Below are 26177 nucleotides of genomic sequence, written 5' to 3'. Positions count from 1 at the left end.
TGAGCAACGATAGCGGGCGCGTGGGCTGTGGCGCAAATCCGTCCTGGCCCAAGGCTGGCGGCTTGCACGGCGAAGCGGGCGGGCCTAGATTTTCGCCATGTCGCACGATCACCACCATGACCATCTCCATCACGACAACGAACTCGACCCGATGACGGCACGGGTCCGGGCGCTGGAGACGATCCTGACCCGCAAGGGGCTGATCGATCCGGCGGCGATCGACGTCATCGTCGATACCTACGAGACCAAGGTGGGACCACGCAACGGTGCCGCCGTGGTGGCGAAGGCCTGGAGCGAGCCGGATTTCGCCGAATGGTTGAAGCGCGACGCGACAGCGGCGATCGCCTCGCTCGGCTTCACCGGCCGCCAGGGCGAGCACATGCAGGCGGTGTTTAACACCGACGAGACCCACAATCTCGTCGTCTGCACGCTGTGCTCCTGCTACCCTTGGTCGGTGCTCGGCCTGCCGCCGGTCTGGTACAAGGCGCCGCCATATCGCAGCAGAGCGGTCATCGATCCGCGCGGCGTGCTGGAAGAATTCGGACTTTCGCTGCCCAAGGACAAAAAGATCCGCGTCTGGGATTCGACCGCCGAGCTGCGCTATCTCGTCGTGCCCCAGCGGCCGGCTGGCACCGAAGGCTGGAGCGAAGAGCGGCTGGCCCACCTAGTGACGCGGGATTCGATGATCGGCACCGGCGTCGCGCGGGAGGCGGCATGAACGGCCCCCACGATCTCGGCGGGCAGATGGGTTTTGGCCCGGTGGCGCCTGAAAAGGACGAACCCTATTTCCATTCCGAATGGGAAAAGCGGGCGCTGGGCGTGACGCTGACGGCAGGCGCCATGGGTGCGTGGAACATCGACGAAAGCCGGCATGCGCGGGAATGCCTGCATCCGGCCGATTATTATGCGTCGAGCTACTACGAAATCTGGATCAAGGCGCTGGAACAACTGGTCAAACGGCACAACTTCGTGACAGCCAACGACCTCGCGGCGAGTGATGCCGTCGATCCGGCAGCGAAACCCAAGCGGGTGCTGAAAGCGGAGAATGTACCGGCCGTTTTGGCGAAAGGCGGGCCTTGCGATCGACCGGTCGCCGTACCGGTGCGGTTTGCGGTCGGGCAACGCGTGCGGACCAGGAACTTTCACCCCACCGGCCATACCCGCCTGCCGCGTTATGCCCGCGGCAAGGAGGGGGTGATCGACGCGGTGCGCGAAGGTTTTGTCTTTCCCGATACCAACGCGCATGGCCGCGGCGAGAACCCGCAATGGCTCTATACGGTGGCTTTCACCGCAGGCGAATTGTGGGGCGAGGGGGCTGATCCGACGCTTGAGGTCAGCATAGACGCCTGGGAGAGCTATCTTGAACCAGCATGAGGTGCGGCTAGCGGTTGGGACCGAGGGGCTCGATGCACCGGTCTTTGCCGAGCCGTGGCAGGCCGAGGCTTTCGCAATGGTGGTGGCGTTGCATGAGCGCGGCCTATTCACATGGAAGGAATGGGCCGAACGGCTTTCGGCGGAGGTTAAAAAGCCCGATGCCGCCGCTGATGGCAGCGACTACTACGCGCGTTGGCTGGCCGCCCTGGAGTGCCTGACGGCCGAGAAGGGCTTTGCAGGGCACGAAGAGGTCGATGCGGTTGCCGCGGCCTGGGAACGTGCCGCGCACGCCACGCCGCATGGCCAGCCGATCCTGCTGGAGAACGATCCGGCAAAACGCTGAGCTTCCTGCCGGATACCTGAATTTGATAGGCTCGCCTCAATCCCTCCTTGTATTCGGCGATTTTTCGGTAAGATGCTGTCATAGTTTTGGAATATTCAGCGGTCTGCATTGCGTTCATCTGGGGCAGGTATTGGGTAGATTTTTTGGAGCTGTTGCCACCGTTTGGTTTTTTTGGGCCGCAGCCTCGCTCTGGAACTTCCAGTTTCTTGGTGGTTTTGCGTTCCCGCCGTTACTTTTTTTGCTGCCGGGATATTACTTCAAATACTGGGGCTTCGTTTGGCTGCCATTTCTGGCTGGCCTCTCTTGCGCGGTTGTTGCAGGAATTCTTGTGCATCGGGCGGAGCCTTTGGAGTCGCTGTCCTGGAAATTGCTGGTGGCGAATTTCGCTTTTCTTTTTTTCTTCGTCCTATCGGCGGAGGTGAGAACAAGCCAGTTGATGAGCGCCGCCGTCGACGCCGCGAATGCCGACTGCTTCGACAGTCGATTTTTCTCTTCTTCGGTTGCAATCGCTGGAGAGGAATTTCAGTTCGATGTTCATGCAGTCTATCGCAAGGATGGCGATGTCTTCATCTGGAGCTATCGGGACATAGCTTTCTTTAGGGTTCCAGAGACCATTTATCGCAATCTTGATCTGATGGGGTGTGCGGCAGGCCGGGCGTTGCAGGCCAGTTGATTTTCCCCGAACGGACTCGACTGAACCGGCAAATCCCTTGCCCTTCGCCGCCGAATCCTGTCAGTCAAACCCATGGAATTCTCTCCTCAGCAAGACGATGCGCTGCAGGCCGTGGCGCGCTGGCTCAAATCGGGAAAGCCGCAGGTTTTCCGGCTGTTCGGCTATGCCGGCACCGGCAAGACGACGCTGGCGCGCTATTTCGCCGAGCATGTCGATGGCCAGGTGCAGTTCGCCGCCTTCACCGGTAAGGCAGCCCAGGTGCTGCGCTCGAAGGGTGCCACCAACGCGCGCACCATCCACTCGCTGATCTACCGGCCGAAGGGCGAGGAGGCGATTGCCGACGAGGCGACCGGCAAGACCTCGATGTCGCCGACGTTCTCGCTCAATCGCCAAAGTCCGATCGCCAAGGCCAAGCTCGTGGTGATCGACGAATGCTCGATGGTCGACGAGCAGCTCGGCCGCGATCTTTTGACGTTCGGCACCCCGGTGCTGGTGCTGGGCGACCCTGCGCAGCTGCCGCCGATCTCGGGCGGCGGCTTCTTCACCGAGCACGAGCCGGACTTCCTGTTGACCGAAATCCACCGCCAGGCGCGCGACAACCCGATCATCCGACTGGCGCTCGACGTGCGCGAGGGCCGCGAGTTCATGCGCGGCGACTACGGCACTGCCCAGGTGATCGGCAAGGAAGACGTGAACCAGGATCTGGTGCTGGGCGCCGACCAGGTGCTTGTCGGCACCAACCGGACGCGGAAGCGCTACAATCAGCGGCTGCGCGAGCTCAAGGGGTTTACAGCCGGCTACCCGCAAGCTGGCGACAAGCTGGTTTGCCTGCGCAACGACCCGGCCAAGGGCCTGCTCAACGGCTCGTTGTGGAAGGTCATGACCTCGTCGCGCGAAACGGTGAAGCCGGGCATCAATCTTCTAGTGTCGCCGGAGGAAGACGATCCCGATCGCGGCTTGGCCAAGATCAAGCTTTTGAAGCAGGTGTTCGAGAGCCCGGACGACGAAATCCCCTGGGGTACCAAGAAGCGCTACGACGACTTCGATTATGGCTACGCGCTGACGGTGCACAAGGCGCAGGGCTCGCAGTGGAACAATGTCGTGCTGTTCGACGAGAGCTGGGCCTTCAAGGACACGCGCCAGCGCTGGCTCTACACGGCGATTACCCGTGCGGCCGAACAGCTGACGATCGTTCGGTAGTGCTCGCCGTCAGGCAACGATCTCGAAAAGAACTGCAGTCGCATCGTCGCTGACCTTGAAACGGGGGAACTGCTTGCCGTCGGGGTCTTCGGTCAATTCGATGTGGCGTAATTCTGCAAGCAGCGGAGCAAGGCCTGCAGTGTTTGCTGCGCCGACAAATTCTGCAATGTCGTAGCGGCCATATTGGTCGACGAGAGCAGCGAAGCCGTCGCTGCAGAGCAGACCCCTGGCCGGCAGCGAGGGCTCGAGCCTTTCGGTGACAAGGTGCTCGGCGGCAGACGGCTCGATACCGAGCGTCCAGACGGAGCCGCCTGGGCGGTTGTAGGCGGCGCGGTGGCGCCGCAGCTCCTCACGCACGCCCGGCGCATCGGCCAACGCCTGATGGGTGGCAAATCCGCCGGCATGAGCGATGGCCGCACGTGCGCCGTCGCGCTCCTGGGCGGAGGCGCCCTTGATGGCGCTAGTGCTGAGGGTGCTGCCGTCGGCGCCGAGCAGGAACAGCCGGCAGTCGCCCAGGCCGTGGGTGACGATGTCGTCGCCTTCGATCCGGACCATCTGGAAGCTTGCCACCGGCAGGTTCCATGGCTCGATCGGCAGCGCAGGGGCCGCCTCGTGCACGACATTGGCAGCGCGTTGATTGAGCTCGCGAACGACATCGGTCATGGGGCGGCCGTTGCGGGCCAGCTCTTCGAACGTGCTCTGGGCAAACCGGGCCAGCCAGGCGGCGTCCGAGCCGTGCAGGCCGACGAGGCTGTCTCCGCCGAGGCCGGTGGCGCCGTCGATGACGAAGGCGCATGTGGCGTTGCCGCCGGCGCTGTCCTCGTTCGGGCGGCTGATCGAGCCGGGTGCAGTGATCGAATCTATGATGCGGATGTTGGGCATGATGGAGGCTGTCTGGCGCGCGGCCGTGACTGGAGTATGACCGCAGGCTATTCGATCGGGCTTGCGCCAAGCCATTTCCACGCCTTGGTTTCGTCGGCGTCGGCGAAATGCCTGGTTTCGATCGAGGTGAGCGGCGCAAACAGGCCGACCACCGGTCCCATCCATGCAGGGCCGCCGACCAGCGCATAGCGCCTGATATGATGCAGGGCCTTCATCTTGCCCTTGAAGGTAAGGGGATCGAAAAGCGCCGACCAGTCGAAGCCGTCATATCCTGTCGCGCGCAGCAGAACGTCGATCTTGTCGTGGCCTTCATAGGCCGCGTCCAGCAGGCCGTAGGCGTTTTCGATGTCGGCCTGGGTGAAATGGCCGACGATCTCGAAGGCAAAGACCTCGTTGTTGTCGGTGTCGATGCGCCGGAAAGGCGGTGGGGCATCCATGGATTTCATTGGTGTCCTCCTCGATGGCCGTTTGGCGGTTTTTGGCCGCAACGTCATTGGAACACATAAAAGCGCTCTCTGTTCCCGGCCAAGGCGTGTTAGGTGCGTTCGTCTCAAGATTTGCCGTGAGTTGCCGATGCCCGCCAAGCTCTCCGTGAACGTCAATGCCATCGCCATGCTGCGCAACCGGCGCGACTTGCCATGGCCAAGCGTCACCGGCCTCGGCCGCCTGGCACTTGCCGCCGGTGCGCATGGGCTGACGGTGCATCCGCGTCCGGACCAGCGCCACATCCGCTTTTCCGACGTGCCCGAGATCCGGGCGCTGATCGACGACGAATTTCCAAAGGCAGAGTTCAACATCGAGGGCTATCCGAGCGAAGACTTCCTCCAACTGGTCGAGAAGCACCAGCCGGAACAGGTGACGCTGGTGCCGGACGATCCGTCGCAGGCGACCTCCGACCATGGCTGGGACTTTGCCACCCAGGCGGGTCTGCTCAAGCCGGTGGTGGCACGACTCAAGAAGGGCGGCTTCCGCGTCTCCCTGTTTGCCGATGCCGACCCTTCCGGCGTCAACGCTGCCCGCGACACGGGCGCGGACCGGATCGAGCTGTTCACCGGGCCCTATGGCGCTTGCCACGACGACCCGGTCGGGGCGGCGAAGCAACTGGAAATGCTTGCTAAAACCGCAGATGCGGCAATCGCTGCCGGCCTCGCGGTCAATGCCGGTCACGACCTCGTCGTCGACAACCTGCCGCAGCTGATGCGCAGCATCCCCAAGCTGGCCGAAGTGTCCATCGGCCATGGCCTGACGGCAGACGCGCTGGAATACGGCATGAGCGGCACGATCAAGCGATATCTGAACGCCTGCGGGTGGTAGAAGGCATATGCCGACTGCAAGGGCGGAACATTAGCTGTCGCAAAACAGCTGTTGCTTTTGCGCTGCAGCAAGCGTAGAGCCCCGCGGCTTCACGGAGAGTTGTCCATGACCGATGCCGGCCCTGACAAGGCGAACGCGAGCGGGCAGCCGGTCCAGACGGACGGTCATTCCCACGACATCAGGATTCTCGTGCTCGGCGCACTCGGCGTCGTCTTCGGCGATATCGGCACGAGCCCGATCTACGCGTTCCGCGAGGCCCTGGTGGCGTCGGCGGGCGGCGAGGTCGCTTCCCGCGAAGACATTCTCGGCGTGCTGTCGCTCATCATCTGGGCGCTGACCATCATCGTCACCGTCAAATACGTGATGTTCGTGCTTCGGGCGCACAACCGGGGCGAGGGCGGCACGCTGTCGCTGATGGCGCTGGCGCGGCGCAGCCTGCCCAAGCGCTCGGGCATCATCCTGGCGCTCGGCATGGTCGGCGCCGCACTGTTCTACGGCGATGCGGTGATCACGCCGGCGATTTCGGTGCTGTCGGCGGTCGAGGGCATGAATGTCGTCACGCCGGCGTTCCAGCCTTACGTCGTGCCGCTGACGCTGGTGATCCTGGCGGCGCTGTTTTCAGTCCAGCGCTTCGGCAGTGGCGGCGTGGCGATCGTGTTCGGGCCGATCACCCTGGTCTGGTTCCTGGCCATCGGCTATTCCGGCATTGTCCACATAGCCGACGATCCGGAAATCCTGCTGGCGGTCAACCCGATCTACATCGTGCAGTTCCTGGTCAACCAGCCCGAGGTGTCGTTCGTCACCATCGGCGCGATCTTCCTTGCGGTGACCGGCGCCGAAGCGCTTTATGCCGATCTCGGCCATTTCGGCCGCAGGCCGATCGTGCTGGCCTGGCTGTGCATCGTCTTTCCCTGCCTGCTGCTCAACTATGTCGGCCAGGGCGCCTTCGTGCTCTCGCATGACGGCACGGTGGGCCATCCGTTCTTCGAAATGAATGAGGGCTGGATGCTGGTTCCGATGGTGGTGCTGGCAACGGCCGCGACCGTCATCGCCAGCCAGGCGGTAATCACCGGCGCCTATTCGCTGACACGCCAGGCCGTGCAACTCAACATGCTGCCCCGCCTGGTCATCCAGCACACGTCGGAGACGACGCAGGGCCAGATCTACATGCCGCGCGTCAACCTTCTTTTGGCTTTGGTGGTGATGCTGCTGGTCGTCGGCTTCGGCGAATCGAGCGCGCTCGCCTCGGCCTACGGCATTTCGGTCACCGGCAACATGCTGGTGACGACGCTGTTGCTTTCGGTGGTGATGCTGCGCATCTGGCGCTGGCGGGTCGCCGCCGTCGTCGTGGCGATCTCGATATTCGGCCTGATCGACATCGGCTTCTTCGCTTCCAACATCGTCAAGGTCTTCGAGGGCGGCTGGGCATCGCTGGCGGTCGCCTTCACGATCATCCTGATCATGTGGACCTGGGTGCGCGGCAGCCGCTATCTGTTCGACAAGACGCGCAAGAACGAAATCCCGCTCGACTTCCTGGCTGGCAGCCTGATCAAGAAGAAGCCGCATCTGGTGCCCGGCACAGCGGTGTTCCTGACCAGCGATCCCGACAGCGCGCCGACCGCGCTGATGCACAGCCTCAAGCACTACAAGGTGCTGCACGAGCAGAACGTCATCCTGTCGGTGGTGACGGCGCAGCAGCCCATCGTCCCCGACAGCGAACGGGTGAAGATGGAGCAGGTCAACGAGCTGTTCATGCGCGTGAAGCTGAAATTCGGCTACATGGAGCAGCCGAACATCCCCAAGGCGCTGGCCATCTGCCGCAAGCAGGGCTGGAAGTTCGACATCATGACGACGTCGTTCTTCCTGTCGCGGCGGTCGCTCAAGGCGTCGCCCAATTCCGGCATGCCGGTGTGGCAGGACAGGTTGTTCATCGGGCTGGCTCGTACGGCAGCCGACGCGACCGAGTACTTCCAGATTCCGACTGGGCGTGTGGTCGAGGTCGGTACCCAGGTGTCGATCTGAGGCCTGGACTGAGCACCGCTACGGCGAAGTGAAGCATTGCCAAGCACGGCCCATCCGTGAACCTTTGCTGCGGATGGGGTGGCGCATGAACGGTCGAAATCTTCACATTGCAATTGCCGGTGCCGGGCCCGCCGGGCTCGCTGCGGCCCTCTACCTGCAGCGCGACGGCCATCGCGTCACCGTTTTCGAACGCTTCGCCGAGCCGAGGCCGGTTGGGTCGGGTCTTATCCTGCAGCCGACAGGACTGACCGTGCTCGATGATCTGGGCCTGCTGGACGAAATCTCGATACTTGGCAGCCGCATCGATCGGCTGCACGGCACCGATGCCAAGAGCGGGCGTACTGTGCTCGACGTGCGCTACGACGCCCGGCCAGGTGGGCGTTTCGGCATCGCCGTCCATCGTGCGGCGCTGTTCGGCACACTCTATCGCGCGGCTCGATGCGCCGGCATCGAGATCGTTACCGACGTCGATCTCGATGCGGTGGAGCCTGGCGAACAGCCGCGGCTGCTTGATGCGGCTGGGCGTGGCCTCGGATCGTTCGACCTCGTCGTGGACGCGACCGGCTCGCGCTCCAAGTTGCGTCGCAGCGCGGGCATTGAGGGCGAGCCGAAACCGCTCGCCTATGGCGCGTTCTGGGCGTCGCTCGACTGGTGTGGCGAAGGATTCGACAAAAATGCACTGACGCAGCGCTATCGTCGCGCCAGCGTTATGATCGGTGTCCTGCCCATCGGCCGCGCGGAAGCGGACGGGCGCAAGATGGCGGCGTTCTTCTGGAGCCTGAAGCCGGCCGAGGCCGAACGCGTGCAAGCCCAAGGACTGCTTGCCTGGAAGGCCGAGGTGGCAAGGCTGTGGCCGGAGTGCCGGGCCTATCTCGACCAGATCGAGGATTTCGAGCAGCTGACGCTGGCCCGCTATGGCCACCACACGCTGGCACAACCGGCAGCACGCGGCCTTGCCGTCATTGGCGATGCCGCGCATTCGACCAGCCCGCAACTGGGGCAGGGTGCGAACATGGCTCTGCTCGACGCGGCGGCACTCGCCCATGCATTGAGGCAGGCAGGCGACATGGATGCGGCGCTTGCGTTCTATGTCCGGGCGCGACGCTGGCACGTCAGACTGTTCCAGGCGCTGTCCTTGGCCTTCACGCCTTTCTACCAGTCGGACTTGCTGCTGTTGCCACTCCTGCGCGATCGGCTGGTGGCGACAGTTGCCAGGATCCCGCCGGCGCCGCAGCTTCTGGCTTCGATCGTTGCCGGCACGCTGATCGACCCGTTTGGACCCGCCGGCCTCAAGGAGACGGATTGGATGAATAGCGGCGAAGAAAGAGCTGTCCGGATCCCGGCTTGAGCCGCGCTGCGGTTGTGGTTACGTTGCGTCACACTCAACCGAGGGGGCTGTGATGTCGGGACGCATGCTGCGTATAATTCGAAAGGCAGTGGCGGCCATGGCTCTGCTCGCCCTGGGCTGCATGCCGGTGCTGGCGGATGCGACGGTTCCCAGCGCCGACATCGAGGGAGCCGCCGACAATGCGCTCGCCAAACGCTATGAAGGCTCGTTCATCGTCTACCACCAGAAGCTCGACTATACGGATTTCAGCGTGCCGCTGGCGCCGCTGAAGGCGGATCCAGATCCGGAAAAGCGCGACAAGAACAACAACCGGGTGTTCAAGCCGGAGAAGGCGGAAGATGTCGAGGGATCGCTCACCCGCCTGTTCTATGTGCTGCCGGACGGCCGTTCGCCGCTCGAGGTGCTGCGCAACTACCAGGACGTGGTGCAGGCCGCCGGCGGCGAGGTGGTGTTCGAATGCAAGAAGGAGGAATGCGGTGGCGACGCCTCGCGCTCGGCTTCCAGCGGCGGCGGCGACATGAGCCTGATGATGAACTTCTTCTACGACAGCGACCTCGGCGTCGAGGCGTTCTCGAGCGCCGCCTGCGTGGCGTCGTCAGGGGTCGCCGACCAGCGCTATTTCACCGCCAAGGTTCCGCGCGACGGCGGCTACGCTTATGTCACGGTGCAGACCTTCCAGCTGCTCGATGACCTCTACTGCAAGGAGCTGAATGCGCGAACGGTTGCCATTGTCCACGTGCTGGAGCCCAAGGCGCGCGACAAGAAGATGGTGCTGGTGGAAGCCGCCAAGATGGCGGACTCATTGTCGACCAGCGGCGGAATTGCGCTCTACGGCATCTTTTTCGACACCGACAAGGCCGACATCAAGCCCGAGTCGGAGCCGACGCTGAAGGAGATCGCCAAGCTGCTGGGCGACGATCCGGCACTTGCGGTGGCCGTGGTCGGCCACACCGACAACCAGGGCAAGTTCGACTACAACATCGACCTGTCCAATCGCCGCGCCGCTGCGGTGAAAGCGGCTCTTGTTTCGCAATTCGGCATCGACGGCGGACGTCTGACGGCGGCAGGCGCCGGCATGATGGCGCCGGTCGCCAGCAACGACAATGACGAAGGGCGGGCCAAGAACCGCCGCGTGGCATTGGTCAAGCTGAACTAGCTTCCGGCCCTGCTGAGCAACGTCGGATAGAGGCTGGCGCGTAAACGCAGCGTTGTGCGATTGCGCCGTCACCCGTCTTGCTGGTGGCGGACGGGTGTATCCAAATTTTGTGGCCGACGACAAAATTCGGACATGGCGAACTTGCCCATTGCGAGGCCGTGAAATTTGCGGCATAAGCCGAACCGTAACGTACGGTACGGCTCTATGAGGTGCCAGACCGAGATCCACGGCAGGCGAAGATGCTGCAGGCAGTCACCGAGATGATGGAAGGCGAGGGGCCGACGGCGCGTCAGCAGGACGTGCTCGATGCGGTGCTGCGCCTGCTCGTCGAAGAGGGCGACCGGCTGACCATGACCGCGGTTGCCCGGCGCGCCAGCTGCTCCAAGGAAACGCTCTACAAATGGTTCGGCGACCGTGATGGACTGCTGACGGCCACCGTGCAATGGCAGGCCTCGAAGGTGCGGGTGCCGCCAGTGGACCGCAAGGGCCTCGACCTGGGATCGCTGACGGCAAGCCTGGAGCGCTTTGCCTCCGATTGGCTTAGGGTGATCTCAAGCGACACGTCGGTCGCGCTCAACCGCGTTGCGGTCGTGCATGCGGGCTCGGACAAGCGCGACCTTGGCGCCATCGTGCTCGAGCGCGGCCGTTTTGCGCTTGGCCGCAGGCTCAAGCCAGTGCTGGAAGCCGGCCGCGAGGCGGGGCTTCTCGAATTCGACGACGCCGAGGAGGCGTTCCGGACCTTTTTCGGGCTGGTTGCGCGGGACGTGCAGATACGTCTGCTGCTCGGCGACCGGCTGGAATTGACTGATGCGGGGATCGACGGCGACGCCGCGCGCGCAACGCAGCAGTTTCTTGCTCTCCACGGAGCGAAAACCGGGCCCAAGGCCCTCTAATCTAAACCGGGAAGGAACCCACCAATGCGTGTCTATTACGATCGTGATGCCGATCTCAATCTGATCAAGGGCAAGAAGGTCGCCATCATCGGCTACGGCAGCCAGGGCCGCGCGCACGCGCTGAACCTCAAGGATTCGGGCGCCAAGGAACTCGTCGTCGGCCTCAAGGCTGGATCGGCGACCGCCAAGAAGGTCGAGGCCGACGGCCTCAAGGTGATGACGGTCGCGGAAGCCGCCAAGTGGGCCGACCTGATGATGATGGCGACGCCTGACGAACTGCAGGCCGACATCTATCGCGACGAGATCGCTCCGAACATCCGCGACGGCGCTGCGATCGCTTTCGCCCACGGGCTCAACGTGCATTTCGGCCTGATCGAGCCGAAGAAGACCGTCGACGTGCTGATGGTCGCGCCGAAGGGCCCGGGTCACACCGTGCGCGGCGAATACCAGAAGGGCGGCGGCGTGCCGTGCCTGGTTGCCGTTCACCAGGACGCTTCGGGCAATGCGCTCGACCTCGGCCTGAGCTACGCCTGCGGCGTCGGTGGCGGCCGCTCGGGCATCATCGAGACCAACTTCAAGGAAGAGTGCGAGACCGATCTGTTCGGCGAGCAGGTCGTACTCTGCGGCGGCCTGGTCGAGCTGATCCGCGCCGGCTTCGAGACGCTGGTCGAGGGCGGCTATGCCCCCGAGATGGCCTATTTCGAGTGCCTGCACGAAGTGAAGCTGATCGTCGACCTGATCTATGAAGGCGGCATCGCCAACATGAACTACTCGATCTCGAACACCGCCGAGTGGGGCGAGTACGTGACCGGTCCGCGCATCATCACCGACGAGACCAAGGCCGAGATGAAGCGCGTCCTCAAGGACATCCAGACCGGCAAGTTCACCTCGGAGTGGATGCAGGAATACCGTTCGGGTGCTGCCCGCTTCAAGGGCATCCGCCGCAACAACGACAGCCACCAGATCGAGGAAGTCGGCGCCAAGCTGCGCGCGATGATGCCCTGGATCGCCAAGAACCAGCTGGTCGACAAGGCCAAGAACTAAGAAGCCCTGCAGCGACAGCTGCAAGGAAAAGGCCGGCGGAGCGATCCGCCGGTCTTTTTTTATTGCTGGTGCCCATGAATTGGTTGTTCAGCCGTAGTGCCAGGCCGGTTTCGGCTCGGTGCCCTCGAACTGCACGCCGACGCGGTCGTTCTTGCGCCAGCGCACGACGGCGCGGTAGCCGATGCCGTCCACCGGAACATAGAGCAGGAAGCGCTCGGGGACGCGTGCGTCGGCACTGACGCGCAACTCGGCGCCGTTCTGGTGCATGTTGCGCACCGTGACGCTGATTTCGGAATTGGCGACACCTGTGATGATGGTGGCGCCCTTGAGCACGCGATTGCGATGCTCGCGCCGGTTGTTGTTTTCTGCGTCGTCGCTCATTCGTCAGGTCCATGCGTGTGCGGTCAACGACCGCGCGCTGCGGATGCCGTAGCACGGACATGTAAATATGAGGTTTGCCGCGGCGCCGATCAGGCTGGCGCCGCAGCCGAGTGCGTCAGCTATAGGGCGACCAGCACTGCTGGCGCGGCCCGTTGTAGGGCTGGAACGTGTTGTCCCAGGCGCGGTACGAGCGGTAGCGGTCGTAGCACCACCGGACATGCACCGAAGACAGTCCGCCGCGATAAACACGGCGCGGCTGGACATAACGTGGCTGGTAGTAGCGCGGCTCGTAGTAACGGTAGGCCGGAATGCCGAAATTCAGATAGATTCCGGTGCCGCCGCGCCAATGGCGCCTGTGCGGACGATTCCGCCAGCGCCAGTCGTCGCGCCAACGATCACCGCGCCAGTTGCCGTGGCGTCCCCTGTCTCCGCGCCAGCCGTCGCGGCGCGCGTAACAGCCAGTGCCGGGCGGGCAGAAATGGCTCTGGGCGGGGATGACATTCGGCACGGCCTGCGGGGCGGTCGAACGCACCTGGCCGAAGTTGATGGGGCCGGCCGAAGCCGCCAAGGGCAGGCCGGTGACGAGCCCGAGTGCCACAAGTCCTGAACGTGCGAAGGATGAGAGTTTCATGGTGGTCTCCTGATATCCGAATCCCAAAGGCTCCATGCCCCCAAATTTCGATGGAGATAGGGCATTTTCTGCCTTTCAGCCTGAACGGGAAATGAACAATGCAGCTTCCCTGTGGGCTTGTGATTGGGCTCTTGTGTTTGACCCGACATGAAGGCAATGCTCGCGGTCATGTCGCTGCGCCTTGCCACCTTCAATGTCGAGAACCTGATGAACAGGTTCGATTATTCCGGCTACCGCAACCAGCTCAACGAGGATCGGACGCTCGCGCTGTTCGAAATCCGCAGCGAGGCCGAGTACCGGCTGCTGGAGCAGGCGAGGGCCATCGCGCATGCCGACGACATGCGCCAGCTGACGGCGCTGGCGATCGCCGAGACCCGCGCCGACATCATCTGCCTGCAGGAGGTCGACAACATCGAAGCGCTGAAGGCGTTCGAGTATGGCTATCTCTTCAAGATGGTGGGGCAGGGCTACCAGCACAAATACACGACCTCGGGCAATGATTCGCGCGGCATAGACGTGGCGGTGATGATGCGGGCGGAGACCGCGCACGGCCAGCCGATCGAATTCGTGCGCATGACCAGCCATGCCCATGTCACCTTCGAGGAATTCGGGCTGCATACGCCGGAACTGGCAAGCCTCGGCCAGGAGCCATTCGAACGCATCTTCCGGCGCGACTGCCTGGAGATCGACGTCAAGATCGGTGGCAAGCCGCTGACCATCTACTCGGTGCATTTCAAGTCGATGGGCTCGCCGCGGAACGGGCTGAACGGCCGCGATGCGACGATGCCGATCCGCGTTGCCGAGGCCAAGGCGGTGCGGCGGATCATCGAGGACCGTTTCGGCAAGGACCATGTCGGCGAGCGACGCTGGGCGATCTGCGGCGACATGAACGACTATCGTGAGCGGCTGGTCATCGGCGGCGATGCCTATCAGGGCTACAGTTTCACGCCGGTCCACGAGACGGCCTCATGCCTCGACGTGTTCCTGGCCGACGGTTTTGCCGAGAACGTCGTCGAAAGGCGGCCCGAAATGGAGCGCTGGACGCTCTACCATACGCGCGGACCGCTGGAGCGGCACCTGTGCCAGCTCGACTACATCCTGTTGTCGCCGGCGCTGGCGAAGACAAACGCCCAAGTCGTGCCCGACATCGTCCGCCGCGGCCAGCCCTGGCGCACCATCTTCCCGCCCGGGCAGGAGGTGGAACGCTATCCGCGTGCCGGCTGGGACAGGCCGAAGGCCTCGGACCATTGCCCGGTGGCCGTGACCCTCGACATCACCTGAGAGGCCAAGCCTTGGCATTCGACATTCCGCGCAACCAAATCCTGCCGGTCGACGTGGTCGACGTGCGCCTCGATCCGGAGCCTCATCCGTTCGAGCGCGACAATGCCGAAGCCATCGTGGCAAACTGGGCAGAGGAGAAGGCAGCGCGGCCAGCCCTTTTCGACGGCACGGTGGTGCTGTTGTCGGAACTCGCCTATGGCGACAACCGGCTGACCGGCCGCTGCCATGCCATCCGCTACTCGACCTTCATGCTGTGGCGCAAGCTGAAGCCGGTGACGAGCGCCGAGCACGCCTTCGCGCATGCCATGCTGATCTCGAGCGACAACGCGCTGGTGGCGATCCGCATGGGCGCGCACACGGCCAATGCCGGCAAGGTCTATTTCGCCGCTGGTTCCTTCGAGCCGGAGGATTTTCGCGACGGTCTGGTCGACCTCGACTACAACATGGCGCGCGAGGTGCGCGAGGAAACCGGACTCGACCTTGGCACGGCCAGCCGCGAGGCGCGCTGCCATGCGCTTTCGGTAGAAAGCGGCACGGCGATCGTGCGGTGCTACCGTGCCGCCGAGACAGCCGACGAACTGGCTGCTCAGATAACGAGGTTCGTCGCGGACGATCCCGATCCTGAGATCGAAGGTCCGGTGATCATTCGTGGCATGGACGACCTGCCCGAAGGCCTGATGCCGCATATGCGCCCGCTGGCGGAATGGCATTTCTCCAATGGCCAAGTCCGTCTCGCCTAGAACCCCTTGATGCCGGCTTGCCCCAGGCGCACTGTCGGCGCAATTTCAGGGGGAGATTTCATGATCAGATCTATTGTCCGCAATGGCCTGTTGGCGGCCGTTTGTACGGTCGTGCTGTTTTCAAGCAGCAGTTCGGAGGCGCTCGACAGCAGTCCTGCCGCCGCAAAGGTCGTGGTGACGCCCTTGGCGTCGGTTACCACCACGGCGAGCGGCCAACCGATCGTGCTGCCGCAGAAGAACGTGCAGGTGCTGGTCTCTTCCTTCGAGATACCGCCGGGCGCCACGCTGCCGGTGCACAAGCACCCGTCCGCGCGCTACGCCTATGTACTCGAAGGGCAATTGCAGGTGACCAATGTCGATACCGGCAAAGGCACCAGCTACAAGGCCGGCGACTTCATCGTCGAAATGATCGGCGAGTGGCACCAGGGCGCAAATGTCGGCGCGGAGCCGGTCAAGCTTCTGGTCATCGACCAGGTGGAGGAAGGCACCTCAAACACCGTGCTGAAGGAATAGCCCTATTCGTGGCGCAGTGCCTCGATCGGATCGAGGCGGGCGCCACGCAGTGCCGGGAAGAAGCCGAACACCATGCCGATCAGTGCCGAGAAGCCGACTGCGAGCAGCACCACAGCCAGGCTGGGCACGAACGGAATGGACAGCGCCAGGGATGCAGCACCCGCCAGAGCCAAGCCGATGGCGATGCCGATCAGCCCGCCGAGCAGCGACAGTACCGTGGCTTCGACCAGGAACTGGATCAGGATATGCTTTTCATGCGCGCCGATGGCGAGGCGGATGCCGATCTCGCGAGTACGCTCGGTGACCGACACCAGCATGATGTTCATGATGCCGATGCCGCCGACAAGCAGGCTGACACCGGCGACGGCACCCAGCATGCCGGTCATGGTGGCGGTGGCGCTGGCCATGGCGTCGGCGATCTGGGTCATGTCACGGACCGAGAAATCGTCCTCCCGGTCGGCGGTGACGCGCCTGACGTCGCGCATGATGTCTTCGATGCGGGTCTGCACCACCTGGGTCGGCGTGGCGTCGTCGGCGGCGACATAGATCGTTTCGATGTCGCGATTGCCGGCGATGCGGCGCTGGAAGGCGGAAAGCGGCATCAATACGACATTGTCCTGGTCCTGGCCGAACCCGGAATAACCCTTGGGTTCGAGCAGGCCGACGACCTTGCAACTCATGCGGCCGATGCGGATGCTGGCGCCATCGGGATCGCCCGCACCGAAGAACTGGCGGCGCACGGTTTCACCGATCAGGCAGGCATTGATGCCGCCACGCACCTCTGATTCGCTGAACGATCGGCCCGAGGTCACCTTCCAGTCGCGTGCGTCGAGATAGGCATTGTCGGTGCCGGTGATCGAGGAGGTCAGGCTCTCCGTGCCGAACACGACGCGCACCTGCTTCTGCGACGCCGGCGAGACCGCGCGGACGCCTTCGAGATGGGCTGCGAGGGCCGCGACTTCTTTTTCGCCGAGCGGCCGGATTGTCTGCTGCGGTCCCGAGCCGGGGGCGGCGGGGCGGCCGGAGCGGACGATGAGCAGGTTGCTGCCGAGTTGCGAGATGTCCGCCTTGACCTTTTGCGTCGTACCGCTGCCGATGGTCAGCATGGCGATGACGGCGGCGACGCCGATGACGATGCCGAGCAGGGTCAGGAACGAACGCAGCGCGTTGCGGCGGACCGAACGAAGGGCGAGGCGGACGGTTTCCCAGATCATCGCCTATGCCGCCTCGAGCTTCTTGGTGTCGGAGGCGACATGGCCGTCGCGGAAGGAGATGGTGCGGCCGGCATAGGCGGCGATGTCGGCCTCGTGGGTGACCATGACGATGGTCAGCCCGTATTCCTCGTTGAGGCGGGTGAGCAATTGCATGATCTCGTGGCTGCGGGCGGTGTCGAGATTGCCGGTGGGTTCGTCGGCGACAAGCAGCGTCGGCCGCGTGACGATGGCGCGGGCGATCGCGACGCGCTGCTGCTGGCCGCCTGACAGTTCGGCCGGGGTGTGGTGTTCGCGGTCTTCGAGGCCGACTTCGGCAAGCGCCTTCATGGCCAGAGCGCGCCGGTCCTGGGCCGGCACACCACGATAGATCAGCGGCAGCTCGACATTTTCCACCGCCGTTGTGCGCGGCAACAGATTGTAGCCCTGGAAAACGAAGCCGATGTAGAGATTGCGCAGTTCCGCGCGGCGGTTGCGGTCAAGCCGGCCGGCGTCGACACCCATGAAGCCGTAGCGGCCGGAGGTCGGCGTATCGAGGCAGCCGACGATGTTCATCGCGGTCGACTTGCCTGAGCCGGACGGGCCCATGATGGCGACGAACTCGCCCTGGCCGATGGCAAGATCGATGCCGGCAAGCGCGCGCACCTCGGCCTCGCCCTGGCCGTAGGTCTTCCAGACCTTGTCGAAGACGATGAGCGGAGCCGGGCTCATATCAGTTCTCAGTTCGCCCGGGATGAGGTCGAGGCGGTGATGACCTTGTCGCCGGCGCTGAGCCCGGAGATGACCTCCGTGCGGTCGCCGTCAGTGGCTCCGGTCTTGACCCTGACTGCAACCGGGGCGCCGTCCTTGAGCACATAAAGCGTGCGCGAGCCGTCGGCAGGCGTCGAAGCAGGGCGGCTGCGATCGGTCGGCCCGCGCGAAGGCCGGCCCAGGAACACGTTCTGCAGGCTGAAGCCGGCGTTGCGCGCAGTCGGGGTCGGCCGGTAGCGGAATGCGGTCGCCGGAACGGTGAGTACACCCTTGGCCTCGCGCGTGACGATCGACACGGTGGCGGTCATGCCTGGACGCAGCAACAACTCGTCGTTGCCGACATCGAGCCACGCATTGTAGGTGACCACGCCATCGGTGGTGACCGAGGCATAGGCGATGTCGCGGATCGAAGCGTCGAAACTGCGGTCGGGGAAGGCATCGACTGTGAAGCGCGCGTGCTGGCCCTTGGCCACCGTGCCGATATCGGCCTCATCTACGGCCGCCTTGAGCTCCATCTTGGACAGGTCGGCGGCGAGCACGAACAGCACCGGTGCCTGCATGGAGGAGGCGACCGTCTGGCCCGGGTTGACCGAGCGCGTCAGCACGACGCCGTCGATGGGGGCATAGATGCTGCTCTTGGCGAGGTCGGCCTGCTGCAGCTTGAGGTCGGCCTCGGCGATGGCAAGGTTGGCCTCTGCCATATCGAGCGCGCTCTGGGCGCGGTCGCGCTCGGCGGTGGCGGCTTCGAGCGCCTGGGTGGTGGCCATGCCGCGCCGTGTCAGCTCCTGCGCCCGGGTCAACGCCTGCGTGTTCTGCGACAGTGTCGTGCGGGTGTCTTCGACCTTGGCGGCAGCGGCCTTTGCCGAAGCCTGGGCACGCTCGATCTGGGCGGAAAGCCGGGTAGTGTCGAGCGCGGCCAGCACTTCGCCTTTCTTGACGTGCTGATTCTCGACGACGGCGACCGAACGGACGACGCCTGAAAGTTCGCTCGAGATATCGACCTGGGTCAGGGGCTGCAGATTGCCCGTCGCCGAGACCTCGACGGTGATGTCGCCGACCTCGGCCGGCTGGCTGGTGTAGATGACGCGCTCGGAAGGTGCGCCGAGCCAGGAGTAGCCGGCATAGGCGCAGCCGGCGGCAATCAAAGCCAGAATCAGCCAAAGCCAGCCCTTGCGCCGGCGCGTGGTTCGGCCCTTGCCGTCGAGGCCGAGTGCCGTCTCGATGGATGGCGCGGTTGCCTGATCCTGACGATTTACCAACTGGTCCAAGCCAGACCCCTTTGATGGCTCGAGAAAACCCACTTAGAGCCTGTTGCTCGAGCACGATCCTTTCCGAAACCGGTTCCCACCATTCGGGGTCATGCTCTAGGATCACAGATCGGCCGTGTTGTCCCGGAATTCAAATTAAATTTCGCTCATGTTGCCGGCGCAGAAGGAGCAAACATGACGATCGGGCGCAAGTATTTTATTTACGACGTCTTCACCCAGGACAGACTGGCAGGCAATCCGCTGGCGGTCGTTGTCGATTCGAAGGGGCTCGATTCCGCCGCGATGCAGGCGATAGCCCGGCAATTCAACCTGTCAGAGACGGCGTTCGTGCTGCCACCCGACAATCCCAAGCACAAGGCGCGGGTGCGCATCTTCACGCCCGACTACGAGATGCCCTTTGCCGGGCATCCGACGGTCGGTACGGCCATCGCCTTGTCGGAGATGGGGCAGAGCAGCGATCTGGCCGGCATTTTCGTGCTTGAAGAGAACATCGGCCTGGTGCGTTGCGCCGTCGACAAGGTCGGCAGCGGGCTGTTCGCCGAATTCGACCTGCCCAAGCTGCCACAACAACTGCCACTGTCGGCCGATGCCGAGGCGATCGGTGCAGCACTCGGGCTCGGGCCGCATGAAATCGGCTTCGAGAATCACCGCGTCTCGCTGTGGTCGGCTGGCGTGCCCTACATCACCGTGCCGGTCGCAGACATCAAGGCAGCATCAAGGGTACGGTTCAACAACGAGGCCTGGTTCGAGTTTTCGCCGAAGAAAAGCGAATCCGCGGTGGCCAGCGCCTATGTCTACTGCCGCGAGACGATCGACCATACCAGCGCCTTCCATGCCCGAATGATCGTGCCGGGCAGCCCGTCCTACGAGGATCCGGCTACGGGTTCGGCTGCGGCGGCCTTTGCCGGAGCGATCATGCTGTTCGACAAGCCGACCGACGGCGGGCAGCGATTCTGGATCGAACAGGGAATCGAAATGGGCCGACCGTCGAGAATCAGGCTCGAACTGGACGTATCGGGTGGAAATCTTGTCGCCGCGCGCATCGGCGGGCATGCCGTAAGGACCGCGGAAGGCGTTCTTCTGGTCTGAAGCGAAGGAATTTTTGCCGACTTGAAGAAAAAGCGACCGGTGGGGTGGACAGCGCAAAAGGGCTTGGCTATATGCCGGCCACGGTCGGTTCACCGGTCGTGTGGGTGCGTAGCTCAGTTGGTAGAGCAGCTGACTCTTAATCAGCGGGTCACAGGTTCGATCCCTGTCGCACCCACCAAGTCTTCTCAAAGACTTCCGCTGAATTCTTCATGCAAGACGAGGCGAAATCCTTATGCCGGTTCCCGGCAAGAGGCTGTTTCTTTCCCGAATGCCGTAAACGCAATTCCAGCCTTGTCCGCTGGCGCCGGCAAGCTTGTCTTGCTTTCGCGGAGCGCCGATTGTCGAACACGAGCGCGATTCGGGCCGGGAAGATTTCGGGATAAAAGATGCCTAGTTTGAGAGAGGTCCTCGACGAGATCGTCGCGGAGATGGCCGGACATCCGGACCGCGGCGAGGTCGCATCCTACATTCCGCAACTCGGCAAGGTCGATCCGAACAAGTTCGGCATAGCCGTCACCTTGACCGACGGCGAAGTGTTGGTGGCGGGTGACGCCGACGAGCCTTTCTCTGTCCAGAGCATTTCCAAGGTATTCACGCTGGCGCTGGCCCTGGGGCGTGTCGGCGACACCTTGTGGAAGCGCGTCGGAAGGGAGCCCTCCGGCACGCCCTTCAACTCCATCGTCCAGTTGGAGCGGGAGGAGGGCATTCCGCGCAACCCGTTCATAAATGCCGGGGCAATCGTCGTATCCGACGTGCTCCTGGCCGGGCATCAGCCGCGCGAGGCGATCGGCGAGATCGTGAGTTTCGTACGCTCGCTTGCCGACGACGATTCGATCGTGGTCGATGGCGATGTCGCCAGTTCCGAGCGTGCCACCGGCTACCGCAACTTTGCCCTGGCAAACTACCTCAAGGGTTTTGGCAACCTCAATCACGCGCCGGAATTGACCCTGGGCGTCTATTTCCACCACTGCGCCATCGCGATGAGCTGCCAGCAACTGGCGAATGCGGGCCGTTTCCTGGCAAATGCCGGCCGTATTCCCTCGTCGGGGCACACGGTCATTTCGAGCGAGCGCGCCAAGCGCATCAATGCCCTGATGCTGACCTGCGGCCATTATGACGGTTCTGGCGAATTCGCCTTCCGCGTCGGCATTCCGGGCAAGAGCGGCGTCGGCGGCGGCATATTGGCGATCGTACCCGGCGTGGCGTCGATTGCCGTCTGGTCGCCGGGATTGAATGCACGCGGCAATTCGATGCTTGGCTCGATCGCCCTGGAGCAGCTGACCAAAAGGATGAACTGGTCGATCTTTTCGCCTAAACCGGCCTGACCCACGGTTTGGCTGTTGCGGCGAGGCCTCCGACTAAGGGGTATCTGCGCCTCTGATAAGGGCGAACCTCCAAGGGTAGGTTTGCTGCCCATTGCAAAAGCCGCCGCTCTTCCGCGACTATGGGGTGCGCGTCGTCGGTACGCGGCAACTCAGGCCAAGGAGATCGCAGGTGGTCGAGGCAATTCCGAAGGGCCGAAGCCTGAGTTCCCGAAACCAGGTTTCGCTGCAGCCCAATTCCCGGACGGCCCTGCCGACCTTTGCCGCCACCGCAGCCGTGGTCGCAATCCTCTACTTTGCCCGCGACGTGTTCCTGCCGCTGGCGATCGCCGTGCTGCTGACATTCGCCCTGGCGCCGATCGTCGCCTGGCTGAGGCGGATCGGCGTTCCCAGGCTGGTCTCGGTGATCGCCTGCGTCCTGGCCGCGTTCGGGCTGGTCGCCGTGTTCAGCTTCGTGGTGGTTTCCCAGGTCGGCGAGGTTGCCCGGAACGTTCCGACCTATCAGGCCAACATCCTGGAAAAGGTGCGCTCGCTCAAGGAAAGCGGCAGCGGGGGCGGGATCATCGACAGGCTGAGCGGCGTCATCGAGCGCGTCGGCCAGGAACTCGACAAGCCGGAATCGGTGACAGTGCCAGCGGCGCAGCCATCGCGACCGGACCCGTTGCTGGTCGAGATCTTCACGCCGCAGAGGCCGATCGAGACGCTGAAGAACCTGATCGGACCGCTGATCGGACCACTCGCCACGGCTGGCCTGGTGATCGTGGTCGTCATCTTCATGCTTCTCGAGCGCGAGGACCTGCGCGACCGGTTCATCCGCCTTGTCGGCTATGGCGACCTGCACCGAACGACCGAAGCACTGCAGGATGCCGGCCGAAGGGTGGGGCAGTACCTGTTGATGCAACTGGTGGTGAATGTCGCCTATGGCGTCCCCATCGGCATGGGCCTGTGGCTGCTGGGCATACCGAACGCGATCCTGTGGGGGCTGTTGGCCATCGTGCTGCGCTTTGTGCCCTATATCGGCCCGGCAATAGCGATGATCCTGCCGTTGTTCCTTGCGCTCGCCGTGGCGCCCGGCTGGTCGCTGGTGCTGTGGGCGGCAGCGCTGTTCATCGCGATGGAACTGGTCATCAACAACGTCATCGAGCCTTGGCTGTACGGCTCGCGGACCGGACTCTCGCCGCTCGCCATCATCGTTGCCGCGATCTTCTGGACCTGGCTGTGGGGGCCGGTGGGCCTGGTGCTGTCGACGCCGCTGACGGTGTGCCTTGTGGTACTCGGCAAACATGTACCGCAGTTCGAGTTCCTGGAGGTGCTGTTCGGCAACGAACCGGTGCTCGATCCCAAGGAGCGTCTGTACCAGCGCCTGCTGGCGGGCGACCCGGACGAGGCGACCGATCATGCCGAAGAGATGCTGGAGTCCGAATATCTGGTCGACTTCTACGGCAAGGTGGCAATCCCCGCTTTGCTGCTGGGCGAACTGGACCGGGCGCGAGGTGCCCTGACTGACGAACAGCGGACACGGGTTGCGGCAAGTGCCGTGACGCTGGTGGCCAATTTGAACGAGATCGCCGACGAAGAGGCCGATGAAGAGGACGACGCGACCGAAGACGCTGCGCAGGACGATGACGCGCAGGAGGAGGAACTGCCGGATGGAGCCGGCAAGACGGTTTTGTGCATTGGCGGTCGTGGCGACCTCGACAATGCGGCCGCGGCGATGCTGGCGCAGGTGCTGACGGTGCAGGGAGCAACTGCCTCGACGGCGAGCCACGCCGACGTGGAGCCGTCCAGCATCAGGAGCCTGCCACTGGAGGGCGTCCAGACAGCCGTGGTGGGGTTCCTGAATGCCGATTCCCTGAACCACGGCCGTTTCCTGGTGCGACGCCTGAAGCGCGCCAGGCCATCGCTCAGGGTGGGCGTCGTCTTGTGGACCGACACCGCCGCTGGGGATGCCGGGAAACTCGCAGGCGACCTGAATGCCGATTTCGCGGCCTTCGGCATGACCGGTGCCGCAATCGGCGCATTGACCGATGCGCCCGCAGTTCCCCTCAAGGCTGCCAAAAGAAAGGTTCGCCGTCCGTCGCAGGCCGGTCGGAAGAGCAAGGCTGCCTAGGTCGGCAGGTTCGATGAACCGGAACAGGCCGACGTCGAGGCCTTGGGTGTCTTGCCTCAGGTGGTTGGCTACGTCGCCCGATTGCTGCCGCAGTGCGTGTGCATCTCAGGAGTTGAAGGGATTCGAGCGATCCGCCGTCCAGAAGGCGATGGATCGATTCTGCTCGTTGCGCATTGTTAGATTCGGACGGGCGTTTAAACCTTTTTCGGAGTGATGTTGATGAAGAAACTGCTCTCGTGTCTGGCACTGCTGGTGACGCTGGCGGCATGCTCGCAGACGGAACAGGGTGCCGCGATCGGCGGTCTCGGCGGCGCGGCGATCGGCAGTGCCGTCGCCGCACCCGGAAATCGCGCGGAAGGCGCGCTTGTCGGCGGTGCCGTGGGTGCCGTCGCCGGTGCCCTGATCGGCCGGGCGAATGAGCCGAATCGTTGCCGCTATCGCGACCGTTATGGCCGCACCTATCTCGCAGCGTGCCCGCGCGGTTATTACTGAGCCGGCTATCTTGAATACGATGTCCTGAGGGTGCTGATGCGCCCTCGGGACATTCTTTTTTGCAGGAGTCGTGCGGCCCATTCGGGCGCGCGGGCAACGGCGCGGCGCTTCTATCCAATTGTAATTGTTTGTTTTTCCCCGAAGGATCGGTGTCCTCGGGCTCCTTCTATTGCCGGTCCGGAGAACTCCGAGGGGGAAAATATGCTCTCTCCGGCGGAGATGTCGGCAAAGCCGTTCCACAATCTTGCCAAAATTAGCAATCGACAAAGTCTATTAGTTTTATAGACTAAGGGCATGATGGAGATTGCGATGGCACAGACCCAGTATCTCTCGAACGGCCGCACTGCGCAGGCTGCGGCTTCGACCGTACGACCTGCAGCATTCGCCAGGTTCGGTTCCTACCTCGTCTTTGCGGTTTCGTTCGGCTTCACCGCGGCCGTTGTGGTCGGCCTGGTCCACTAGGCTTTTCCCAAATGGGCGCCCGCAGGCGGTGCCATTTCCTTTCAACCCAGATGATGAAGGTTTTCCCGAGTAGCGCGTGAACCGGCGCGGGCGGCGCCAAAGACTGTTCCTGACAAGATGAAGGAGTTTGCAATGCAGATCGACTTCACCCATTGCCCGGGCGGCGTTGCCGACAAGGACGAACTTCACACTTCCTTCTTTTCCGACACGGCACTGGCCGTACAGCGGCTGCGGCAGCTTGAAAAGGCGAGCTTCAGCCGCGTGTTGATCGACGATGCCGGCGGGCTGCTCGCCAACATGGATCTGGCGTCGCTGACGTTGCGCAGCACGCAATCGATCGGCGTCCTGGTGTCCCACTGGCCGGGCATTGTCGCGCCTGTGGTGGCAGCACGGCAATTCGCGGCTCTCGATCAGCTTGGCGCTGGCCGACTGGCGCTACGCGTGCCGCCGAGCCGCGACCTGCGCGAGACGAACGACGATAGCGGCCTGGTCGCCACGCTGGGGCGGACGGACGAGTACCTGACGCTGCTCAAGCGGCTCTGGAGCAATGCACAACCCTTCGAGCATGAGGGTCTGTTCTATCGCATCCATGGCGGTTTCGTGCCGATGAAAGCCGCCGACGGCGCCGATATTTCGCTGCAACTCGGCGGATTGTCGGGCACTGCGCTCAAGATCGCCGGCCGGCACGCCAACCAGTTCGAGCTGCCGGTCGGCAGCTTCGACGATACGCGACGGCTGATCGAACGCGTCAAGGCGGCAGCGGAGCCATTCGGCCGGACGCAGCGCATCCGCTTTTCTCTGCCGGTGCTTGTTGGAGAAGGCGAACAGGCCTGGCAAATCGGCGGTGCATCGGAAAGGGCCGTCGCTGCGCTGGCCGGCTTCGTCGAACTCGGCGTCACCGACTTCATCGTTCACGGCTTGGACGATGCCGACGCGATCGCAGCGTTCGGACGCGAGGTGATCGCCGTGGTGCGCAAGGCATTCAGGCGGCATGAGCCGACGGTCGCGCAGCGACGGAACCAGAAGGTGGTGCTTCGCCAGGTCGTGTGAAGTCGTATGCATCACGCCTCAGGCGTGATGCATAGCCTCAGCCAGGATGTCGTCATTGGCGGCATCCCGGACCTGCGCGAGGCTGCGGTTGTCGAGCACGCCGGCAATGGCCTGGCGTACCTCGAGCATCATGTGCCTGATCTGGCAGGTCGCCTCGTCGCAGTCGTCGCAAGGCTGGTACTGGGTGCGGCTGGCGCACGGGATAGGCGCCAGGGGCCCGTCGAGCACGCGTACGACATGGCCGATCTTGATCTCCGACGCCGGTTTGGCGAGCCGGTAGCCGCCGTCCTTGCCCTTGCGGCTCTGGACGAAGCCAGCATTGCGCAACTCGCCCAGGATGGCGTCGAGGAACTTTTTCGGGATCTTGTTGGCGGTGGCGATGTCGCCGACGAAGGCGAGCTGGCCTGCGGGGAGTTGGGACAGATGGACGAGGGCCTTGAGCCCGTATTTGCCTTTTTTAGTCAGCATGGCGAACGCGTGTCATCGGCTTCCGCTGCCTGTCGCAGCATGAGGTTGCATGCCGAGGATAACGATTCGTCCCCATCGCATTCCGGCTCTCCTCAGAGATAAATTCCAGCGACTTGATATACAAGCCGAAACGCGTTGATTTTCCGTAAGTTTCGCGTGT

The 26177-nt window shown here is 63.5% G+C and carries 28 protein-coding genes and 1 tRNA gene; 21 read left to right on the top strand and 8 right to left on the bottom strand.

Translation table 11 applies throughout. From position 1 onward, the window contains the following. Positions 1–97 precede the first annotated feature (97 nt). From nthA to WHT83_RS19490, 5 genes are all read left to right on the top strand, one after another. Complete coding sequence (nthA, locus tag WHT83_RS19510) at positions 98–718, top strand: nitrile hydratase subunit alpha (RefSeq protein ID WP_406872121.1); 621 nt, start codon at positions 98–100, stop codon at positions 716–718. After that, positions 715–1374 (top strand): nitrile hydratase subunit beta, encoded by a 660-nt coding sequence (gene nthB, locus WHT83_RS19505; protein ID WP_406872120.1) that lies wholly within the window; start codon positions 715–717, stop codon positions 1372–1374. The genes nthA and nthB overlap by 4 nt, the downstream gene beginning before the upstream one ends. Beyond that, positions 1361–1717, top strand: a complete 357-nt coding sequence (locus WHT83_RS19500; RefSeq protein ID WP_406872119.1) for a nitrile hydratase accessory protein — start codon at positions 1361–1363, stop codon at positions 1715–1717. Before nthB ends, WHT83_RS19500 begins: the two co-directional genes overlap by 14 nt. A gap of 130 nt (positions 1718–1847) precedes the next feature. Beyond that, positions 1848–2390, top strand: coding sequence for a hypothetical protein (locus WHT83_RS19495; RefSeq protein WP_406872118.1), 543 nt, complete (start codon positions 1848–1850; stop codon positions 2388–2390). A gap of 72 nt (positions 2391–2462) precedes the next feature. After that, a complete protein-coding gene (locus tag WHT83_RS19490; RefSeq protein WP_406872117.1) occupies positions 2463–3590 on the top strand; it encodes an ATP-dependent RecD-like DNA helicase in 1128 nt (375 codons plus the stop codon). 9 nt (positions 3591–3599) lie between these two features. On the opposite strand, the gene WHT83_RS19485 is transcribed toward WHT83_RS19490, so the two are convergent. Together WHT83_RS19485 and WHT83_RS19480 are read right to left on the bottom strand one after the other, a co-directional pair. Then, on the bottom strand, positions 3600–4472 hold the full coding sequence (locus WHT83_RS19485; RefSeq protein ID WP_406872116.1) for a hypothetical protein: 873 nt from the start codon (positions 4470–4472) through the stop codon (positions 3600–3602). 47 nt (positions 4473–4519) lie between these two features. Continuing rightward, positions 4520–4918, bottom strand: coding sequence for an STAS/SEC14 domain-containing protein (locus WHT83_RS19480; protein WP_406872115.1), 399 nt, complete (start codon positions 4916–4918; stop codon positions 4520–4522). Positions 4919–5045: 127 nt separating this feature from the next. Between WHT83_RS19480 and WHT83_RS19475 the strand changes: the two genes are divergently transcribed. The 6 genes from WHT83_RS19475 (at position 5046) to ilvC (ending at position 12249) form a co-directional block, all read left to right on the top strand. Further along, a complete protein-coding gene (locus WHT83_RS19475) occupies positions 5046–5786 on the top strand; it encodes a pyridoxine 5'-phosphate synthase (protein ID WP_406872114.1) in 741 nt (246 codons plus the stop codon). A 105-nt stretch (positions 5787–5891) separates the two neighbouring features. Continuing rightward, the gene (locus tag WHT83_RS19470; RefSeq protein WP_108607695.1) at positions 5892–7808 is read left to right on the top strand and encodes a potassium transporter Kup; all 1917 of its coding nucleotides are present in this window, start codon (positions 5892–5894) and stop codon (positions 7806–7808) included. An 85-nt stretch (positions 7809–7893) separates the two neighbouring features. Beyond that, positions 7894–9156 carry an FAD-dependent oxidoreductase gene (locus WHT83_RS19465; RefSeq protein ID WP_406872113.1) on the top strand — a complete coding sequence of 421 codons (1263 nt, stop codon included), beginning with the start codon at positions 7894–7896 and terminating at the stop codon, positions 9154–9156. A 97-nt stretch (positions 9157–9253) separates the two neighbouring features. Next, positions 9254–10312, top strand: a complete 1059-nt coding sequence (locus WHT83_RS19460; RefSeq protein ID WP_406872112.1) for an OmpA family protein — start codon at positions 9254–9256, stop codon at positions 10310–10312. A gap of 239 nt (positions 10313–10551) precedes the next feature. After that, complete coding sequence (locus tag WHT83_RS19455; protein ID WP_406872111.1) at positions 10552–11205, top strand: TetR/AcrR family transcriptional regulator; 654 nt, start codon at positions 10552–10554, stop codon at positions 11203–11205. A gap of 24 nt (positions 11206–11229) precedes the next feature. Further along, a complete protein-coding gene (gene ilvC / locus WHT83_RS19450) occupies positions 11230–12249 on the top strand; it encodes a ketol-acid reductoisomerase (RefSeq protein WP_108607697.1) in 1020 nt (339 codons plus the stop codon). An 87-nt stretch (positions 12250–12336) separates the two neighbouring features. On the opposite strand, the gene WHT83_RS19445 is transcribed toward ilvC, so the two are convergent. After that, complete coding sequence (locus WHT83_RS19445) at positions 12337–12630, bottom strand: PilZ domain-containing protein (RefSeq protein ID WP_318761294.1); 294 nt, start codon at positions 12628–12630, stop codon at positions 12337–12339. 115 nt (positions 12631–12745) lie between these two features. Then, complete coding sequence (locus WHT83_RS19440; protein WP_406872110.1) at positions 12746–13261, bottom strand: BA14K family protein; 516 nt, start codon at positions 13259–13261, stop codon at positions 12746–12748. A 168-nt stretch (positions 13262–13429) separates the two neighbouring features. Here WHT83_RS19440 and WHT83_RS19435 point away from each other — a divergent pair, with 168 nt between their 5' ends. Genes WHT83_RS19435 through WHT83_RS19425 form a run of 3 tightly spaced genes read left to right on the top strand, consistent with a single transcriptional unit; the run spans position 13430 to position 15795 of the window. Beyond that, on the top strand, positions 13430–14542 hold the full coding sequence (locus tag WHT83_RS19435) for an endonuclease/exonuclease/phosphatase family protein (protein WP_406874017.1): 1113 nt from the start codon (positions 13430–13432) through the stop codon (positions 14540–14542). Between the two features lie 11 nt (positions 14543–14553). Beyond that, complete coding sequence (locus WHT83_RS19430) at positions 14554–15282, top strand: hypothetical protein (RefSeq protein WP_406872109.1); 729 nt, start codon at positions 14554–14556, stop codon at positions 15280–15282. Between the two features lie 60 nt (positions 15283–15342). Next, positions 15343–15795, top strand: coding sequence for a cupin domain-containing protein (locus WHT83_RS19425; RefSeq protein ID WP_183260472.1), 453 nt, complete (start codon positions 15343–15345; stop codon positions 15793–15795). A 2-nt stretch (positions 15796–15797) separates the two neighbouring features. Here the strand turns inward: WHT83_RS19425 and WHT83_RS19420 are convergent, their stop codons facing one another. From WHT83_RS19420 to WHT83_RS19410, 3 genes are read right to left on the bottom strand one after another with little or no spacing between them, the layout of a single operon-like run. Next, on the bottom strand, positions 15798–17009 hold the full coding sequence (locus tag WHT83_RS19420; RefSeq protein ID WP_183260474.1) for an ABC transporter permease: 1212 nt from the start codon (positions 17007–17009) through the stop codon (positions 15798–15800). Positions 17010–17012: 3 nt separating this feature from the next. Beyond that, positions 17013–17717, bottom strand: a complete 705-nt coding sequence (locus tag WHT83_RS19415; RefSeq protein WP_108607702.1) for an ABC transporter ATP-binding protein — start codon at positions 17715–17717, stop codon at positions 17013–17015. 8 nt (positions 17718–17725) lie between these two features. Next, on the bottom strand, positions 17726–19024 hold the full coding sequence (locus WHT83_RS19410; protein ID WP_406872108.1) for an efflux RND transporter periplasmic adaptor subunit: 1299 nt from the start codon (positions 19022–19024) through the stop codon (positions 17726–17728). Between the two features lie 174 nt (positions 19025–19198). Between WHT83_RS19410 and WHT83_RS19405 the strand changes: the two genes are divergently transcribed. From WHT83_RS19405 to WHT83_RS19375, 7 genes are all read left to right on the top strand, one after another. Beyond that, positions 19199–20113: a PhzF family phenazine biosynthesis protein gene (locus tag WHT83_RS19405; RefSeq protein ID WP_183260478.1), complete on the top strand. Its 915-nt coding sequence runs from the start codon at positions 19199–19201 to the stop codon at positions 20111–20113. A 102-nt stretch (positions 20114–20215) separates the two neighbouring features. Then, a tRNA-Lys gene (locus tag WHT83_RS19400) sits at positions 20216–20291 on the top strand. A 208-nt stretch (positions 20292–20499) separates the two neighbouring features. Beyond that, positions 20500–21438: a glutaminase gene (locus WHT83_RS19395; protein ID WP_183260480.1), complete on the top strand. Its 939-nt coding sequence runs from the start codon at positions 20500–20502 to the stop codon at positions 21436–21438. A gap of 169 nt (positions 21439–21607) precedes the next feature. Further along, positions 21608–23545: an AI-2E family transporter gene (locus WHT83_RS19390; protein WP_343061663.1), complete on the top strand. Its 1938-nt coding sequence runs from the start codon at positions 21608–21610 to the stop codon at positions 23543–23545. A gap of 219 nt (positions 23546–23764) precedes the next feature. Beyond that, positions 23765–24037, top strand: coding sequence for a glycine zipper domain-containing protein (locus WHT83_RS19385; protein ID WP_108609844.1), 273 nt, complete (start codon positions 23765–23767; stop codon positions 24035–24037). 309 nt (positions 24038–24346) lie between these two features. Continuing rightward, a complete protein-coding gene (locus WHT83_RS19380; RefSeq protein WP_318761299.1) occupies positions 24347–24499 on the top strand; it encodes a hypothetical protein in 153 nt (50 codons plus the stop codon). 132 nt (positions 24500–24631) lie between these two features. Beyond that, the gene (locus WHT83_RS19375; protein WP_406872107.1) at positions 24632–25549 is read left to right on the top strand and encodes an LLM class flavin-dependent oxidoreductase; all 918 of its coding nucleotides are present in this window, start codon (positions 24632–24634) and stop codon (positions 25547–25549) included. Between the two features lie 18 nt (positions 25550–25567). Here WHT83_RS19375 and WHT83_RS19370 read toward each other — a convergent pair whose 3' ends face one another. Continuing rightward, a complete protein-coding gene (locus tag WHT83_RS19370; protein ID WP_108607708.1) occupies positions 25568–26017 on the bottom strand; it encodes an Rrf2 family transcriptional regulator in 450 nt (149 codons plus the stop codon). Between the last annotated feature and the right edge of the window lie 160 nt (positions 26018–26177).

The organism is Aminobacter sp. P9b (assembly GCF_045345995.1).
Lineage (GTDB): Bacteria > Pseudomonadota > Alphaproteobacteria > Rhizobiales > Rhizobiaceae > Aminobacter > Aminobacter niigataensis.
The sequence above is the reverse complement of the archived record's forward strand: the minus strand, read 5'-3'. Positions and strand labels throughout refer to the sequence as shown.

Coding starts and splice junctions, on each gene's coding strand:
- nthA (WP_406872121.1), top strand. CDS start 98: ATGTCGCACGATCACCACCATGACCATCTCCATCACGACAACGAACTC.
- nthB (WP_406872120.1), top strand. CDS start 715: ATGAACGGCCCCCACGATCTCGGCGGGCAGATGGGTTTTGGCCCGGTG.
- WHT83_RS19490 (WP_406872117.1), top strand. CDS start 2,463: ATGGAATTCTCTCCTCAGCAAGACGATGCGCTGCAGGCCGTGGCGCGC.
- WHT83_RS19485 (WP_406872116.1), bottom strand. CDS start 4,472: ATGCCCAACATCCGCATCATAGATTCGATCACTGCACCCGGCTCGATC.
- WHT83_RS19480 (WP_406872115.1), bottom strand. CDS start 4,918: ATGAAATCCATGGATGCCCCACCGCCTTTCCGGCGCATCGACACCGAC.
- WHT83_RS19475 (WP_406872114.1), top strand. CDS start 5,046: ATGCCCGCCAAGCTCTCCGTGAACGTCAATGCCATCGCCATGCTGCGC.
- WHT83_RS19470 (WP_108607695.1), top strand. CDS start 5,892: ATGACCGATGCCGGCCCTGACAAGGCGAACGCGAGCGGGCAGCCGGTC.
- WHT83_RS19465 (WP_406872113.1), top strand. CDS start 7,894: ATGAACGGTCGAAATCTTCACATTGCAATTGCCGGTGCCGGGCCCGCC.
- WHT83_RS19460 (WP_406872112.1), top strand. CDS start 9,254: ATGGCTCTGCTCGCCCTGGGCTGCATGCCGGTGCTGGCGGATGCGACG.
- WHT83_RS19455 (WP_406872111.1), top strand. CDS start 10,552: ATGCTGCAGGCAGTCACCGAGATGATGGAAGGCGAGGGGCCGACGGCG.
- ilvC (WP_108607697.1), top strand. CDS start 11,230: ATGCGTGTCTATTACGATCGTGATGCCGATCTCAATCTGATCAAGGGC.
- WHT83_RS19445 (WP_318761294.1), bottom strand. CDS start 12,630: ATGAGCGACGACGCAGAAAACAACAACCGGCGCGAGCATCGCAATCGC.
- WHT83_RS19440 (WP_406872110.1), bottom strand. CDS start 13,261: ATGAAACTCTCATCCTTCGCACGTTCAGGACTTGTGGCACTCGGGCTC.
- WHT83_RS19435 (WP_406874017.1), top strand. CDS start 13,430: ATGTCGCTGCGCCTTGCCACCTTCAATGTCGAGAACCTGATGAACAGG.
- WHT83_RS19425 (WP_183260472.1), top strand. CDS start 15,343: ATGATCAGATCTATTGTCCGCAATGGCCTGTTGGCGGCCGTTTGTACG.
- WHT83_RS19420 (WP_183260474.1), bottom strand. CDS start 17,009: ATGATCTGGGAAACCGTCCGCCTCGCCCTTCGTTCGGTCCGCCGCAAC.
- WHT83_RS19415 (WP_108607702.1), bottom strand. CDS start 17,717: ATGAGCCCGGCTCCGCTCATCGTCTTCGACAAGGTCTGGAAGACCTAC.
- WHT83_RS19405 (WP_183260478.1), top strand. CDS start 19,199: ATGACGATCGGGCGCAAGTATTTTATTTACGACGTCTTCACCCAGGAC.
- WHT83_RS19395 (WP_183260480.1), top strand. CDS start 20,500: ATGCCTAGTTTGAGAGAGGTCCTCGACGAGATCGTCGCGGAGATGGCC.
- WHT83_RS19385 (WP_108609844.1), top strand. CDS start 23,765: ATGAAGAAACTGCTCTCGTGTCTGGCACTGCTGGTGACGCTGGCGGCA.
- WHT83_RS19380 (WP_318761299.1), top strand. CDS start 24,347: ATGGCACAGACCCAGTATCTCTCGAACGGCCGCACTGCGCAGGCTGCG.
- WHT83_RS19375 (WP_406872107.1), top strand. CDS start 24,632: ATGCAGATCGACTTCACCCATTGCCCGGGCGGCGTTGCCGACAAGGAC.
- WHT83_RS19370 (WP_108607708.1), bottom strand. CDS start 26,017: ATGCTGACTAAAAAAGGCAAATACGGGCTCAAGGCCCTCGTCCATCTG.